The organism is Arthrobacter sp. 35/47 (assembly GCF_000520475.1).
Classification (GTDB): Bacteria; Actinomycetota; Actinomycetes; order Actinomycetales; family Micrococcaceae; genus Arthrobacter_D; species Arthrobacter_D subterraneus.
In genome coordinates this window covers 107,995-121,614 of sequence record NZ_KI914583.1, presented here as the reverse complement: position 1 = coordinate 121,614, position 13,620 = coordinate 107,995, and the positions used below count along the sequence as shown (strand labels likewise).

The window sequence follows — 13,620 nt, the reverse complement described above, 5'->3', positions numbered from 1 at the left end:
CGCGAGCCGCTGTCGCCGGGGTAGCCGGTGCGGAGCAGCCGGTCCGTGTCCGTCAGCTTCGAATCGATCGCCGCGTAGTCGTCGAAACCGAGCGCAAACTCCACTCAGCTCACCAGCTCATAGGCGGGCAGGGTCAGGAAGTCGGTGTAGTCCTCGGACACGCAGATGTCCGCGATGAGGCGGCTGGCCGGCTCGTAGAACTTCGAGAACGCCTCGTCGCCGACTTCGCCGCGCAGTTTCTCGGTCTCCTCGGCGAGGATGCTGTTCACGAGCTCTGGTGTCACGGTGTTGCCGGTGTCGGCGAGGACCACCTTGTTCCGGATCTGCTGCCAGACCTGGGACCGGGAGATCTCCGCCGTCGCTGCGTCCTCCATCAGGTTGTGGATGGCCACGGCACCGTTGCCCGAGAGCCACACGGCGACGTAGGCGACGGCGACATACAGGTTGGCGCGGAGGCCCACCTCGGTGACATCCCCGTCGGCGGATTCGACGTCGAGCAGCTGCGCTGCGGTGACCTCGACCTCCGGGCGCTGCCGATCGATCTGGTTGGGCCTGTCCCCGAGGACCGCGTCGAACACCTCGCGGCACACCGGCACCAGGTCCGGGTGGGCTACCCAGGAACCGTCAAACCCGTCATTGGCCTCACGGGTCTTGTCCGCGCGGACCTTGTCGATTGCCTGGGCAGTGATTTCCGGTTCACGACGGTTGGGGATGAATGCTGCCATGCCGCCCATGGCGAAGGCGCCGCGGCGGTGGCACGTCTTGACCAGAAGTTCGGTGTAGGCGCGCATGAAGGGTGCCGTCATGGCCACGGATGCCCGGTCCGGCAGGATGAAGGACTCCCCGCCGTCGCGGAAGTACTTGATGATGCTGAAGAGGTAATCCCAGCGGCCGGCGTTGAGCCCGGACGCGTGGTCGCGCAGTTCGTAGAGGATCTCGTCCATCTCGAAGGCGGCCGGGATGGTCTCGATGAGGACAGTGGCGCGGACGGAGCCCTGCGGGACGCCGACGTAGTCCTGTGAGAACACGAAGATGTCATTCCAGAGCCGTGCCTCCAGATGGCTTTCCAGCTTCGGCAGGTAGTAGTACGGGCCGCTGCCGGTCTCCAGCAGGTGGCTGGCGTTGTGGAAGAAGTGCAGCCCGAAGTCCACCAGCGCGCCGATGGCGGGTTCGCCGTCGACCGTGATGTTCTTCTCCGGCAGGTGCCAGCCGCGCGGGCGTGCGACGACCACCGAGAGCGGCGCATCCGTCCGCAGCGCATACTCCTTGCCTTCAGGCGAGGTGTAGCTGAGGTTTCCGCGGGCCGCGCCGTACAGGTTGAGCTGGGAGTCGATGACGTTATGCCAGGTGGGCGTGCTCGCGTCCTCAAGATCGGCAAGCCACACCTTGGCACCCGAGTTGAGTGCGTTGATGGCCATTTTTGCCGGCGACGCCGGGCCGGTCATTTCCACCCGGCGGTCCTGCAGCTGCGGCGGTGCTTCGGCGACGGTCCAGTTACCGCTACGGATTTCTGCAGTCTCCGGGAGGAAATCGAGCCGTCCCGTCTGCGCCACGTCCTCGCGCCTCGCCGCCCGAGCGGCCAGCCGCTCCTCCCGCCGATCGCGGAACTCCTGGTGCAGTTTTTCCAGGAACTGGAGCGCTTCGGGGGTGAGGATGGTCTCCGCGCCGTCAACCGGCGTCGTACCCGTGATTTCAATGGTCATGTCCTGCTCCTACTCTGCTGATTCTGCGGCTGATCGCTGGGCTGAGCCGGCCGCGGCGGCCACGGCTGCAGCGACGTCGCCGGCCACATGCGGGTCGAAGACGCTGGGGATGATGAAGCTTGCGTTGAGTTCATCATCGTCCACCCTGGCGGCGATTGCATTGGCTGCCGCGACCAGCATCTCGGGCGTGATGTCGGAGGCACCGGCGTCGAGCAGTCCGCGGAAGAAGCCCGGGAAGGCGAGGACGTTGTTGATCTGGTTGGGGAAATCGCTGCGGCCGGTGGCGACGACGGCGGCGTGACGGGCTGCGATGATTGGGTCGATCTCGGGGTCCGGGTTCGCCATCGCGAAGACAATTGCCTGATCGGCCATGGATGCCACCTGCTCCTCGCCGAGGATGTTCGGGCCGCTGACGCCGATGAAGACATCCGCGCCGGCGAGCGCCTCATGGAGGGTGCCCGCGAACGCGTCCTGGTTGGTGTTCTCGGCGATCCAGCGGCGGTGCTCATCCGTGTGGGTCTGCCCGCTGTGGATGGCGCCCTTGCGGTCGCAGGCCACGATGTTCTTTGCGCCCTGCGCCTGGAGCAGCTGGATGATGGCCGACCCGGCGGCGCCGACACCCGAAACGACGATCCGCACGTTCTCGATCTGCTTGCCCACCACGCGGAGGGCATTGTTGAGGGCAGCCAAGGTGACGATCGCGGTGCCGTGCTGGTCATCGTGGAACACCGGAATGTCGAGTTCCTCGCGTAGCCGGTTTTCGATCTCGAAGCAGCGCGGCGCCGCGATGTCCTCCAGGTTGACGCCGCCGTAGACGGGAGCGAGCGCCTTGACGATGCTGATGATTTCCTCGGTGTCCTGGGTGTCGAGGCAGACCGGCCACGCATCAACGTTGGCGAACTGCTTGAACAGGGCAGCCTTGCCCTCCATGACGGGCAGCGCGGCCGCGGGGCCGATGTTGCCCAGGCCCAGGACGGCCGAGCCGTCGGTGACCACAGCGATGGTGTTGCGTTTGACGGTGAGGCGTCGGGCGTCGTCGGGGTTCTCCGCAATGGCAAGGCAGACGCGTGCGACGCCGGGGGTGTAGGCGCGGGAGAGATCGTCACGGTTGCGCAGCGGCACCTTAGGGACAACCTCCAGCTTCCCGCCGAGGTGCATCAGGAAGGTGCGGTCGCTGAGCTTCTTGACCTGAACGCCGTCGAGCGCGTTGAGCGCCTCCCGCACGCGCTCACCGTGAGCGGCGTCCGTGGTGTTGCAGCTGACGTCCACCACGATGCTGTCGTGGTGCGATTCGGTGACGTCCAGGGCAGTGATGGATGCGCCGGTTGAGCCGACTGCCGCGGCCAGCTCCGCCGTAGCGGTAAAGCTCGACGGCGCCTGGACGCGCAGGGTGATTGAGTAACCGGGGCTGGGACTCGCCATTGAAGATCCTCCTGGGTATGGCCGTTCCCGGCCTTCTGCTGTTTTCGTAATATGGATATTATTATCTGTAGGGCGGAATTACAAGCCCGCTCCTATGCTGTTGCGGATCAAAAACTGCCCGGAGGTGCAAGGCAGCCGCTTCGAATCGGCGGCCCTGCACCTCCGGGCAGTTTCTACACCTCGACACCAGGTTCCGCTCGCGCGCAATTAGGGTATCTTTGGAGAAGTTATTCCGCTCTGCGGATAGTCCTAGCGAGGAGTACCGATGGCCGAGAAGGCTGCAGGCGGCGGCGTCCAGTCAGTCGAGCGCGTCTTTGAACTGCTCGAACTGATCACCGACGCCGGAGGCGAGGTCACACTCAGTGAACTGTCCGCTTCCACAGACCTCCCCCTGCCCACGATCCACCGGCTCCTGCGCACCCTGGTCATGAAGGGCTACGCCCGCCAGCTGCCGAACCGGCGCTACGCCCTCGGCCCCCGGCTGATCCGCCTCGGCGAGGGCGCCAACAAGCAGCTCGGCGCGCTGGCCCGCCCCCAGTTGAAGATGCTCGTTGACCGGTTGGGCGAAACGTCGAACATGGCGGTCCTGGATTCGGACATGGTGGTCTACATCGCCCAGGTCCCTTCATCGCATTCGATGCGGATGTTCACGGAGGTGGGACGCCGGGCACACACCCATGACACCGGCGTCGGAAAGGCCATTCTGGCCCAGCTGGACAACGAGACAGTGCGCAATATCGTGACCAGGGCCGGCATGCCCACACCCACGGAGAAGAGCATCGGATCGGTAGAGCAGCTTCTTGAGGAGCTCGAGAACATCCGCGAGCGCGGCTACTCCATTGATGAGCAGGAACAGGAACTCGGGGTCCGCTGCTTCGCCATGGCCGTCCCCGACGCGCCAACGCCTACCGCCATCTCGGTCTCCGGCCCCATTTCCCGGGTGGACGAGAGCTTCGCCGACAAGGCGGTCCCGCTGCTGCGCTCCGCCGCGCAGGCCATCTCGGATGACCTGAACCTGGCGAGCTGACTCCATCCAGGGCGGCGTATCATGTGCGTCCATGACGGTTGAGGTGCATCCCGCTACGGCGGACAGGTTCGACGACGTCGCCTCCCTCCTTGCCCCGAAGACGCCCGGCGCAAGCGCCTGCTGGTGCCTGTCCCCACGGCTGGCATCCGCCGAGCTCCACGCCCTGGGATCCGCTGGGAGACCGGCACGGATGCGGGAGCTGTGCGGCGAGGATCCGCCTCCCGGCCTGCTCGCATACCTGGACGGTGCGCCCGTTGGATGGTGCGCCGTCGGCCCGCGCGCAGGGATGGGACGGCTCACCCGTTCACGGACCATCCAGCAGGTCGACAACCTCCCCGTCTGGAGCGTCATCTGCTTCGTGGTGAAGGCTGGGTACCGGCGTCGCGGCATTGCCGCCAGGCTGCTCGAGGAAGCGGTCGGCTTCGCGGCCGGCTATGGAGCGCCGGCCATCGAGGGGTACCCCATTGATGCCGAGGGCACCCGGGTGAACACCACGCTCGCCTTTGTCGGAACCACCTCGCTGTTCGAGAAAGCAGGCTTCGAACGCGTCGCGGAGACCAGGGCAACCAGCGCGGGGCGCATCCGGTGGATCATGCGCAGGGACCTGCGCGAAGCACCTATTGCGGCGGACTGAACAGAGGTTTAGCATACTGAACATGCGTTCAGTATCGACGAACGCGGCCGACACCGACCGCTCCGACCTCACCGCCCGGGCCAGGGTGCGCGACGCGGCAGTCGGGCTGTTCGGGCGGTCCGGCTTCGACGTCAGCGTGCGCAGCATCGCCGAGGCGGCAGGCGTGAGTCCGGGGCTCATCCTGCATCACTTCGGGTCAAAGCAGGGCCTTCGCGAGACCTGCGACGAGTACGTGCTGCACCGGATCCGCGAGTACAAGGAACAGGCCGTACAGCCCGGATCCGCCAACGAACTGCTCCTGACCATGGCCTCCGTCGAGGAATCCGCCCCGCTGGTGGGCTACGCGCTCCGGAGCCTGCAGGCGGGCGGGGATCTCGCGCGGTCCTTCATCGACCACTTCGCCGCCGACGCCGAGGAATGGATCGCTGAAGGGGTCAGGGCCGGAACCATCCGCCCCTCACTCGATGAGAAGGCCCGCGCCAGGTACCTCACCGTCCAGGGTTTCGGTGCGCTCCTGCTCGATCTGACGCTCAACCCGCCCGAGGATCCCTCGGACTTCGCCGGGGCCATGCGGGGCTACCTCTCCCGGATGGGCCTGCCCAGCACGGAGCTTTTTACCCAGGGGCTGCTCACCGACCGGAGCATGCTCGACGCCTACCTCCTGTACGTCTCCGACCCGCCCCAGCCCTGATCTTCCCGCGCTTCCACAACACCGCCCAACCCCGTAGTTTCAGCACTCTTCCCAGAAGGTGTTTCCCATGGCACCAATCCTTGAGGCGCGTCAGCTCGAGAAGTCCTTCGGCTCCGTACGCGCCCTCGACCACCTTGATCTCACCCTCGATTCCGGTGAAGTGCACGGCTTCCTCGGACCGAACGGGTCCGGCAAATCCACCACCATCCGCATCCTCCTGGGCCTGCTGCGTGCCGATGCCGGCACCGCCAGGCTCTTTGGTGCAGATCCGTGGAACGCCGTCAGCCTCCATAGCCGGCTCGCCTACGTTCCGGGAGATGTAAACCTCTGGCCCAAGATCACCGGGGGCGAGGCCATCGACCTGATCGCCGGACTGCGCGGCGGCGCCGACCCCGCCCGGCGAAGCGAACTCCTCGAACGCTTCGACCTCGATCCCACCAAGAAGACGCGCTCCTACTCCAAGGGAAACAGGCAGAAGGTGGCCCTGGTGGCAGCGCTGGCCAGCGACGTCGAACTCCTCATCCTCGACGAGCCGACCTCCGGGCTCGACCCCCTCATGGAGCGGGAGTTCCAGGAGTGCATCCGCGAGGTGAGGTCCGCAGGGCGCACGGTCCTGCTCTCAAGCCACATCCTCGCGGAGGTGGAAGCACTCTGCGACCGCGTCACCATCATCCGCCAGGGACGCACCGTCCAGAGCGGCACGCTGGCAGAGCTGCGGCACCTCCGGCGCACCGCCGTCGTCGTCATCTGTGATGGTGACGCGACCGGGGTCGCCTCCCTGCCGGGCGTGCATGATGTCCGCCGCGACGGGGAGAAAGTCCACTTCACCGCCGACGACGACGCCCTGCCGCCCGCGCTGGCGCACCTCCTTCCCCTCGGTGTACGGAGCCTTATCAGCACCCCACCGTCACTCGAGGAACTCTTCCTCCACCAGTACGGCGAGGACGATCCGAACCGGGCCGCCCTCAGCGGCGGGCGGTGAGCGCCATGAACGCTACGCTCGTCGCCGACCGGCGGGATCACCCGGCGCGGGAGGAGAAGGCCGGCAGTCTGAGCGGCACCCTGAGCCTGTTCAGGTTCGCGCTGCGCAGGGACCGGGTGCGGATGCCTGCGTGGGCCCTCGGAGTCGGCGGTATGGCAGGTTATTTCGCCGCGGTGATTCCCCTCGCCTACCCGGACCAAGCCGCCCTCCAGACCCGCGCCAACATCATGAAGGACCCGTCCGGGGCGCTGCTGACCGGGCCGGGCTATGGTCTCGAGAACTACACGTTCGGCGCGATGGTGACCAACGAGATCCTCGGCATGCTCGCCGTCGCCGCGGCGCTCATGTCGATCTTCCTGATCACCCGCCACACCCGCGCCGAGGAAGAAAGCGGGCGGGCGGAGCTGATCCGGGCAGGAGTCGTGGGACGGCGGGCACCGTTGGCGGCCTCGATCCTGACCCTCCTCACCGCCAACGCGGCCATCGGCGCCACCCTGGCCGCCGGCCTGCTGGGAAGCGGCCTGGCCTTCCCTGACACGCTGGCGGTATCAGCGGGAATGGCGCTCGTGGGCCTGGTGTTCGGCGGCGTTGCAGCGGTCACGGCCCAGCTCAGCGAACACTCCCGGACGGCTTCCGGCATGGCGGGCGCAGCGTTGGCGCTGGCGTTCCTGCTTCGCGGGATCGGAGACAGCCAATCCGTGGGCGGAAGTGCGCTCTCCTGGTTCTCGCCGATTGCGTGGGCGCAGCAGACCCGCGCCTTCACGGACCTGCGATGGTGGCCGCTGGTCCTCTGCCTGGCGCTCTTCGCGGTACTGCTGACGGTTGCCGTAGTGCTGACGACCCGGCGCGACTTCGGCGCGGGCCTGCTGCCGGCGCGCAGCGGTCGAGGCAGTGCCCGCGCATTCCTGGTGCACCCGGTTGGGTTGATCCTGCGGATGGAACGGGGCAGCATCGCCGGGTGGTCGGTCGGGCTCGTTGCCTTTGCGGTACTGACCGGTTCCATGGGTGAGGGGATCGTCGAAAGCTTCGAAGCACAGCCGCAGCTGGCCGCCGTCTTCGGCCAGGGCACGGGCGGTGATGTGCTGCGTGCGACGCTCGCTTCCTTCACCGCCTACTTCGCCATGGCGGTAGCGGTCTACGCGGTGATCTCGGTCAACCGGCTGAGGGCCGAGGAGGCCGACGGCCGCACCGGCGCCATCCTGGCAGCGTCGGTTAGCCGGCCCCGCTGGCTGCTCAGCTCACTGCTGGTCACCACCCTCGGCTCAACGGTGATGCTGCTGCTTATCGGGATCGGCCTCGGCACAGGCGCGGGAATGTCAGTCGGTGACCCGGCACTCGCAGCTGATTTCGCCCTGGCGGGCATGGTCTACCTTCCCCTGGTGCTGGGTTTCGCGGGTCTCGCTGCACTCTCCTATGGCATTCTCCGGGCCGGCACCTGGTGGGTGTGGCTGATCCTGGTGAGTGCGATCATCGTGGGACTGTACGGACCCCTGCTGAACCTGCCGGACGCCGTTGCCGACGCGGAGCCGTTCGGGCTGATGCCCCGGGTTCCCGCCGAGTCGCTGGACCCCGTCCCCGTCACCGTTGCGGCACTGGCCGCCCTCCTGCTGATCGGAGCGGGAGCAGCCGCCTTCCGCCGTCGTGATCTGGAGGCCGGCTGAGCGTTGATGGTCCATGTCGGAGGGTGCCAGTAGAGTGCCAACCATGGATGACAAAGAGGTTCTGCACCACTATCTGCGCCTTCGCCGCGCTGACCTGCTCGCCAAGGTGGACGGCCTCGGCGACTATGACGCCCGGCGCCCGTTGACGCCTACCGGCACCAACCTGCTGGGCCTGGTGAAGCACGTCGCAAGTGTGCAGCTGGGGTACTTCGGAGAGGTTTTCGGCCGGCCCAGCGGGCGTGATCTCCCGTGGTTCGATGACGACGCCGCCCCTGAAGCTGATCTCTGGCTCACGGCGGAGGAGACCCGCGAACAAATCATCGAGCTCCATCACTTCTCGGCCGCGCACACGGACGCCACGATTAAGGCCCTCCCCCTTGATGCTGTCGGCGAAGTGCCATGGTGGTCCCCCGAACGCCGTCGGGTCACCCTGCAGCAGATCCTTGTGCACATGTGCGTGGAGACGGCCCAGCACCTTGGCCACGCGGACATCCTCCGTGAACAGCTCGACGGGGCCACCGGCCGCGGACCGGATGATCCCAATATGCCGCAGCGCACGCCCGAGGAATGGGCCGAGCATTGGGAGCGGATCGAGACGGCTGCCCGCCACGCAGAGCAGGGCGCAACCTAGGGTCTTCACTGCGTGGCGTCGGCCGCCCGGCGGCGCGAGGACGTAACTCACGCTAGGATAGTGGGAAAACGTTTTCTAGGCTCTGCCGCGGGCTGAGCAGGACAATGAAGCGGAGATCATGGCAGGCCAGGCACCCCCCAAGCGGCTCCCAGTCATCAGCGTGGCCGCTTACGGTGCGGGAGACATCGCGAACAGCATGACCTTCGCAACCGTGGGCATGTTCCTGCTGGTCTACTACACCGATGTAGCGGGAATCCCCGCCGCCGCCGCGGGCACCCTCCTGCTCCTGGGCGGCCTCTTCAACGCGGCCGCCGATGTGTTTGCCGGAAGAATCGCAGACCGCAACTCGAGCCGCCGCTTCGGCAAATTCCGCCCGTTCCTGCTTTTCGGTGCAGCCCCGCTGGCCCTGTGCGTGGCAGTGTTCCACATCCATGCACTCCACCCCGCCGGGACGCTCGCGTGGGCCTATGTCTCCTACTTCGCCTATTGCCTGGCGTACAGCATGGTCAACGTTCCGTACGGTGCCCTTGCCGGCACCCTCAGCCGGAATCCGCGGGACCGGGCACGCCTCGCGAGCGCCCGGACCATGGGCGGACTCGCCACGTCGGCCTTCCTGGGAATCTTCATCGCGCCGCAGTTCCAGAACGGTGCCGATATCCGGAGCATCCTGACCGCGCTGACCATAGGTTTCGCCGTCGTCGGAACGCTCCTGTACCTGTTCACTGCACTGGCGACGCGGGAGCAGCTTCCTGTCTCCGCACCCAGGCTAACCCTGCGGCAGGCACGGGACACCCTGGTCCGGAACGTACCGCTTCAGGTCCTGTGCATCAGTTCCCTCTTCTTCATGACGGCCAACGTGGTGACCAACACCGCGAAGCTCTTCTACCTGCGGGATGTGCTGGGCCGGCTGGACCTCTTCGCGCTGGTTGCCGGCGCCCAGGTGGTCATTACCCTCGCTCTCGCAGTAATCACGCCGCGGCTGGTCCAGCGGCTGGGAAAGCGGTGCGTCTACATCTCGGGCGGGCTCATGGGCGCCGCCGGCGGCATCATCGTCTTCAGTGCCCCGGAGGACGCAGTATGGCTGGCTGTTGCCGGGATGTTCCTCGCCCTGGCCGGCGCTGCCGCCGTGAGCATCCTGATGTGGGCGCTCGTCGCGGACACCGTCGAGTACGGGGAATGGAAAACGGGCCACCGCACCGACGGAACCAACTACTCACTGCTGGCATCCACCCGGAAGGTCGGCATGGCCTTCGGCGGCGGCTTGGCCGCGTTTGCGCTGGCCTGGGGCGGCTACGAGTCGGGTGCAGCGGCACAGAGCCCGACGGCGGAACTCGGCATCCGTGTTGCCGCCGGTCTTGCTTCGGCGGTCATCCTGCTGGTGGCCGTCGGCATCATGCGGTGGTATCCGCTCACCGATGACGCGCACGCCAGGCTTGTCCTGACCATCCAGGAGCGCAGCGGCGCGCGTTAGGTCCCGGACCCCGGTTCAGTCGACGAACAGGCAGAAGGGGTGGCCTGCCGGGTCGAGGTACACCCGGACGCCATCCTGCGGCTGGAACGCCGCAAGCTCTGCACCCTGTTCCACCGCATGCGCACCGGCCGCCGACAGGTCATCCACATGGATGTCCAGGTGCATCATCATGGGCGGGTCGCCCTCGCCCGCCGGCCACACCGGACGCACATACCGCGGCTCGGTCTGGAAAGAGAGGGAGGCACCGCCGTCGGGCGCCCTGAGCATCACCCAGTCGTCGTCCTCAAATTTCGCCTCCCACCCGAGCAGGCGCCGGTAGAACCCGGCGAGTACACGGGCGTCGGGTGAATCCAGCACCGTTGCTGACAGCTGAAGTTTCATGGGACCAGTCTTGTCCTGAACCGAGCCCGTGAAAAGACGCCCTGGTTCTGGAAACGAAGGCGTTACGCCCTGCCCGCCGACTGGAACGGAGGCGGGCAGGGCGCCGGCTCAGGCGTGAGTGCCCGGCGTCTCGTCACAGATCCGCCGGATGTCCTCGACGCAGGTGACTTCACCCTTGTCCAGCTTCTCCTTGACCACGGTGTATTGCGCCGCGGTGACCACCGGGATTTCGGTACCGTCAGCTGCAACAAGCCTGCCGCCCTGGAAGCTGTCGCCGTCCTGGAGCGCGGTGAGCTCGTCTTCGCGCACCATCCGCGGCGGGCTCGCGACGAACACGGAAGCGCGGTCCGGGTTGCCCGCCTTCAAGTGGTTGAAGAGCAGGTTCATCAGCACCGCCATGATCGCCGCCGAGCTGATTCCCGAATGGAAGATGATGCCGAACCAGGTGGGGAACGCGTCATAGAAGGTAGGCGCGACCACCGGGATCGTTCCGAAGGCAAGCGCTACGGCCACGATCACAAGGTTCATGTTGCCTTCGTAATCAACCTTTGCCAGGGTGCGGATGCCGCTGGCGGCAACCGTGCCGAACAGGACAATTCCGGCACCTCCGAGCACCGGCGTCGGAACGGCGGCAACCAGGCGCCCGAGGATGGGCAGAAGCCCGAGGATGACCATGATCAGTCCGCCGGCTGCCACTACGTAGCGGCTGCGGATTCCCGTGATTGCCACCAGTCCCACGTTCTGCGCGAAAGCGGTCTGCGGGAAGGAGTTGAATACGGGGGCGAGAGCGCTGGAGAGCATGTCGGCGCGCAGACCGTCGGCAATGCGCCGGGAATCGACCTTCGTCCTGGCGATTTCACCGACTGCGAGGATATCCGCCGTCGTCTCCGTCATGCAAACCAGGATGACGATGGTCATCGAAATGATGGCTGCAATGTCGAACACCGGCCAGCCGAAGGCGAACGGCTGGGGGAAGGCGAAGATGGGACCGTTGCCGACGTTCGAGAAGTCCGCGAGGCCGAGGAGCGTGGCGATCACCGTGCCTGCCACGATGGCCAGCAGGATGGAGAGCCGGGAGATTGTCGCGTTGCCCAGTTTGCTCAGGAGGAGTACCAGTGCGAGCGTAATGGCGGCGAGACCGATGTTGGTCAGGCTGCCGTAGTTGTCAGCGGTTGGATTACCGCCCATGGCCCAGTTGGCCGCCACCGGCATGAGGGTGAGACCGATGGTGGTGATGATGACCCCGGTGACCACGGGCGGGAAGAACTTGATGATCTTCGCGAAGAACGGCGCGAGCACTAGGCCGATCAGCGAGGCAACCAGCACCGCGCCGAAAACCGTCTGGAGCCCTCCGCCCCCGCTGAGGATGGCGGTCATGGTGGCGACGCCGGCAAAGGAGACGCCCTGGACCAGCGGAAGCTGGGACCCAAAGAATTTGACGCCGTAGCTCTGCAGAACGGTGGCGGCCCCACCGACGAAGTGGCAGGAGGCTATCAGGACTGCAATGTCCTCCTGCGCCAGCCCGGCGGCCGTGCCGACGATGAGCGGGACGGCGATGATTCCGCCGTACATGGTCAGGACGTGCTGGAACCCGTAGGCGAACGTGCGTCCGAGGGGCAGCCGTTCATCCTCGGGGCGTTGGGGCGTGGCCTGTAGCTTCATAGAGTTGACTGCTTTCATGAGTATGACTTCCTTGTCTCACATGAGTGGTTGGGTGAACGGCCGGGCACGGGCAGGTGCCCGGCCGCTCATGGTCGGGACGGCACTCTGAACGCGCCGTCCCAACGGATGCTCAGCAGAAGCCGGGAATATTGGCCCAGATCGCTGCTTCGCTCTTCGCTCCGTCAGCGCGTTCGCGCTCAACGGTGGCCTCGATCAGGCCGTACGGCCGGTCCGCCGCGAAGAACACCTCGCCCGGGTTGTCCAGGCCGAAGGGCTCCAGATCCACGAGGAAGTGGTGCTTGTTCGGGAGCGAGAGCTTGATTTCCTCGATCTCGGGATGCGCTTCGAGCGCCTGCTTCCCCATCTGGAACATGGTCTGCTGCAGGGCGAGGGAGTGAGTCTGCGCGAATGCATCGAGGAAGATCCCGCGCACGCTGGTGTAGACGGCGTTGAAGTCCAGGTCCGTGGCGTCAGCCTTGTACCGCCAGCGGGCGGTCACGTCGGTGGCAAGGATGCGGTCGGTGGTTTCCTGCAGGGTGGTGTACCGGTCGCGGGGGAATCCGTGGAATTCAGACCCGGTCGACTTCAGGACCGTCAGGTCCTCGATCCCGGCCACAATATGGCGCACACCGTTCTCGATGAGAAGTACAGCCGTGCGGGTCTCCGATTTGTTGCGGGAGAACGCGTGGTCGTGGTCGTTGATGCGCTCCCAGAAGTACTGCTCGGCCTCCCAGCGCCCACCGGTTACCCAGTCGAAGCTCTCGGTGAAGTGCTTGCCGAGGCGCAGCAGGAACTGTTCCGGCGAGCCGATGCCGTCGCGGGCGAACGCGTAGACGGTGTTCTTCTGGGTGTCGGTGGCGACAACCCTGGAGTTGTCCCCTTCGGTGTGCGCGGACTCGAAGTCGCCGTGCAGCTGTGAGGTGACGTTCAGGTCCTCGATCTGGTGCCGGGCAGTGTCGCGGGTGATTTTCACGAGCCGGCATTCGGCCTTACCGTACTGGTTGCGGCCCAGGACAATCCGGCCGTTGGTGTCCGCAGAGTGTTCCGGTGCGGTGTTCGTTTCGATGGTTGGTGTCGTCATTGTCAGCTTCCTCGGTAGGTGGAATAGGCGAAGGGACTAATCAAAAGAGGCACATGGTAGTGCTGTGCCGGGTCGGTGAGTTCGAAGATCAGGGAGACGGACGGAAAGAACGTCTCCGTGTCGGCCGCGGCAAAGTAGCTGCCGGTCTCAAAGTCGATGCGGTAGGTTCCCGCCTCGAGTGCTTCCGGGCCCAGGGAGGTGATACGGCCGTCGTCGTCCGTGGTTCCTTCCGCGACTTCCTGCCAGCCGTCCGGCGTCTGCCGGTCCAGGCGGG

The 13,620-nt window shown here is 66.1% G+C and carries 13 protein-coding genes; 7 read left to right on the top strand and 6 right to left on the bottom strand.

From position 1 onward, the window contains the following. Window positions 1–104: 104 nt before the first annotated feature. Window positions 105–1,703, bottom strand: a complete 1,599-nt coding sequence (gene aceB / locus X803_RS0103035; protein WP_026543977.1) for a malate synthase A — start codon at window positions 1,701–1,703, stop codon at window positions 105–107. Window positions 1,704–1,712: 9 nt separating this feature from the next. After that, complete coding sequence (locus X803_RS0103030; RefSeq protein WP_026543976.1) at window positions 1,713–3,125, bottom strand: NAD-dependent malic enzyme; 1,413 nt, start codon at window positions 3,123–3,125, stop codon at window positions 1,713–1,715. A gap of 265 nt (window positions 3,126–3,390) precedes the next feature. Between X803_RS0103030 and X803_RS0103025 the strand changes: the two genes are divergently transcribed. The 7 genes from X803_RS0103025 (at window position 3,391) to X803_RS0102995 (ending at window position 10,222) form a co-directional block, all read left to right on the top strand. Beyond that, a complete protein-coding gene (locus tag X803_RS0103025; protein ID WP_026543975.1) occupies window positions 3,391–4,152 on the top strand; it encodes an IclR family transcriptional regulator in 762 nt (253 codons plus the stop codon). 31 nt (window positions 4,153–4,183) lie between these two features. Then, window positions 4,184–4,786: a GNAT family N-acetyltransferase gene (locus X803_RS0103020; RefSeq protein WP_026543974.1), complete on the top strand. Its 603-nt coding sequence runs from the start codon at window positions 4,184–4,186 to the stop codon at window positions 4,784–4,786. A 22-nt stretch (window positions 4,787–4,808) separates the two neighbouring features. Beyond that, entirely contained in the window at window positions 4,809–5,477 is a 669-nt protein-coding gene (locus X803_RS0103015) for a TetR/AcrR family transcriptional regulator (protein WP_026543973.1), read from the top strand. A 67-nt stretch (window positions 5,478–5,544) separates the two neighbouring features. Further along, on the top strand, window positions 5,545–6,459 hold the full coding sequence (locus X803_RS0103010; protein ID WP_026543972.1) for an ABC transporter ATP-binding protein: 915 nt from the start codon (window positions 5,545–5,547) through the stop codon (window positions 6,457–6,459). A 5-nt stretch (window positions 6,460–6,464) separates the two neighbouring features. After that, window positions 6,465–8,120 carry an ABC transporter permease gene (locus X803_RS0103005; protein WP_051470395.1) on the top strand — a complete coding sequence of 552 codons (1,656 nt, stop codon included), beginning with the start codon at window positions 6,465–6,467 and terminating at the stop codon, window positions 8,118–8,120. Between the two features lie 43 nt (window positions 8,121–8,163). Further along, a complete protein-coding gene (locus tag X803_RS0103000; protein WP_026543970.1) occupies window positions 8,164–8,751 on the top strand; it encodes a DinB family protein in 588 nt (195 codons plus the stop codon). Window positions 8,752–8,869: 118 nt separating this feature from the next. After that, a complete protein-coding gene (locus X803_RS0102995) occupies window positions 8,870–10,222 on the top strand; it encodes a glycoside-pentoside-hexuronide (GPH):cation symporter (RefSeq protein WP_051470394.1) in 1,353 nt (450 codons plus the stop codon). Window positions 10,223–10,237: 15 nt separating this feature from the next. Here the strand turns inward: X803_RS0102995 and X803_RS0102990 are convergent, their stop codons facing one another. The 4 genes from X803_RS0102990 to uraH form a co-directional block, all read right to left on the bottom strand. Then, window positions 10,238–10,603, bottom strand: coding sequence for a VOC family protein (locus X803_RS0102990; RefSeq protein WP_026543968.1), 366 nt, complete (start codon window positions 10,601–10,603; stop codon window positions 10,238–10,240). Window positions 10,604–10,711: 108 nt separating this feature from the next. Next, window positions 10,712–12,283 carry a nucleobase:cation symporter-2 family protein gene (locus tag X803_RS17450; RefSeq protein ID WP_051470393.1) on the bottom strand — a complete coding sequence of 524 codons (1,572 nt, stop codon included), beginning with the start codon at window positions 12,281–12,283 and terminating at the stop codon, window positions 10,712–10,714. A gap of 112 nt (window positions 12,284–12,395) precedes the next feature. Further along, window positions 12,396–13,346, bottom strand: coding sequence for a factor-independent urate hydroxylase (gene pucL / locus X803_RS0102980; RefSeq protein WP_051470392.1), 951 nt, complete (start codon window positions 13,344–13,346; stop codon window positions 12,396–12,398). Window positions 13,347–13,348: 2 nt separating this feature from the next. Further along, window positions 13,349–13,615 (bottom strand): hydroxyisourate hydrolase, encoded by a 267-nt coding sequence (uraH, locus tag X803_RS17445; protein WP_084033317.1) that lies wholly within the window; start codon window positions 13,613–13,615, stop codon window positions 13,349–13,351. Window positions 13,616–13,620 lie beyond the last annotated feature (5 nt).

Coding starts and splice junctions, on each gene's coding strand:
- X803_RS0103020 (WP_026543974.1), top strand. CDS start 4,184: ATGACGGTTGAGGTGCATCCCGCTACGGCGGACAGGTTCGACGACGTC.
- X803_RS0103025 (WP_026543975.1), top strand. CDS start 3,391: ATGGCCGAGAAGGCTGCAGGCGGCGGCGTCCAGTCAGTCGAGCGCGTC.
- X803_RS0103015 (WP_026543973.1), top strand. CDS start 4,809: ATGCGTTCAGTATCGACGAACGCGGCCGACACCGACCGCTCCGACCTC.
- X803_RS0102995 (WP_051470394.1), top strand. CDS start 8,870: ATGGCAGGCCAGGCACCCCCCAAGCGGCTCCCAGTCATCAGCGTGGCC.
- X803_RS0103010 (WP_026543972.1), top strand. CDS start 5,545: ATGGCACCAATCCTTGAGGCGCGTCAGCTCGAGAAGTCCTTCGGCTCC.
- X803_RS0102990 (WP_026543968.1), bottom strand. CDS start 10,603: ATGAAACTTCAGCTGTCAGCAACGGTGCTGGATTCACCCGACGCCCGT.
- X803_RS0103000 (WP_026543970.1), top strand. CDS start 8,164: ATGGATGACAAAGAGGTTCTGCACCACTATCTGCGCCTTCGCCGCGCT.
- pucL (WP_051470392.1), bottom strand. CDS start 13,346: ATGACGACACCAACCATCGAAACGAACACCGCACCGGAACACTCTGCG.
- X803_RS17450 (WP_051470393.1), bottom strand. CDS start 12,283: ATGAAAGCAGTCAACTCTATGAAGCTACAGGCCACGCCCCAACGCCCC.
- aceB (WP_026543977.1), bottom strand. CDS start 1,703: ATGACCATTGAAATCACGGGTACGACGCCGGTTGACGGCGCGGAGACC.
- X803_RS0103030 (WP_026543976.1), bottom strand. CDS start 3,125: ATGGCGAGTCCCAGCCCCGGTTACTCAATCACCCTGCGCGTCCAGGCG.
- X803_RS0103005 (WP_051470395.1), top strand. CDS start 6,465: ATGAACGCTACGCTCGTCGCCGACCGGCGGGATCACCCGGCGCGGGAG.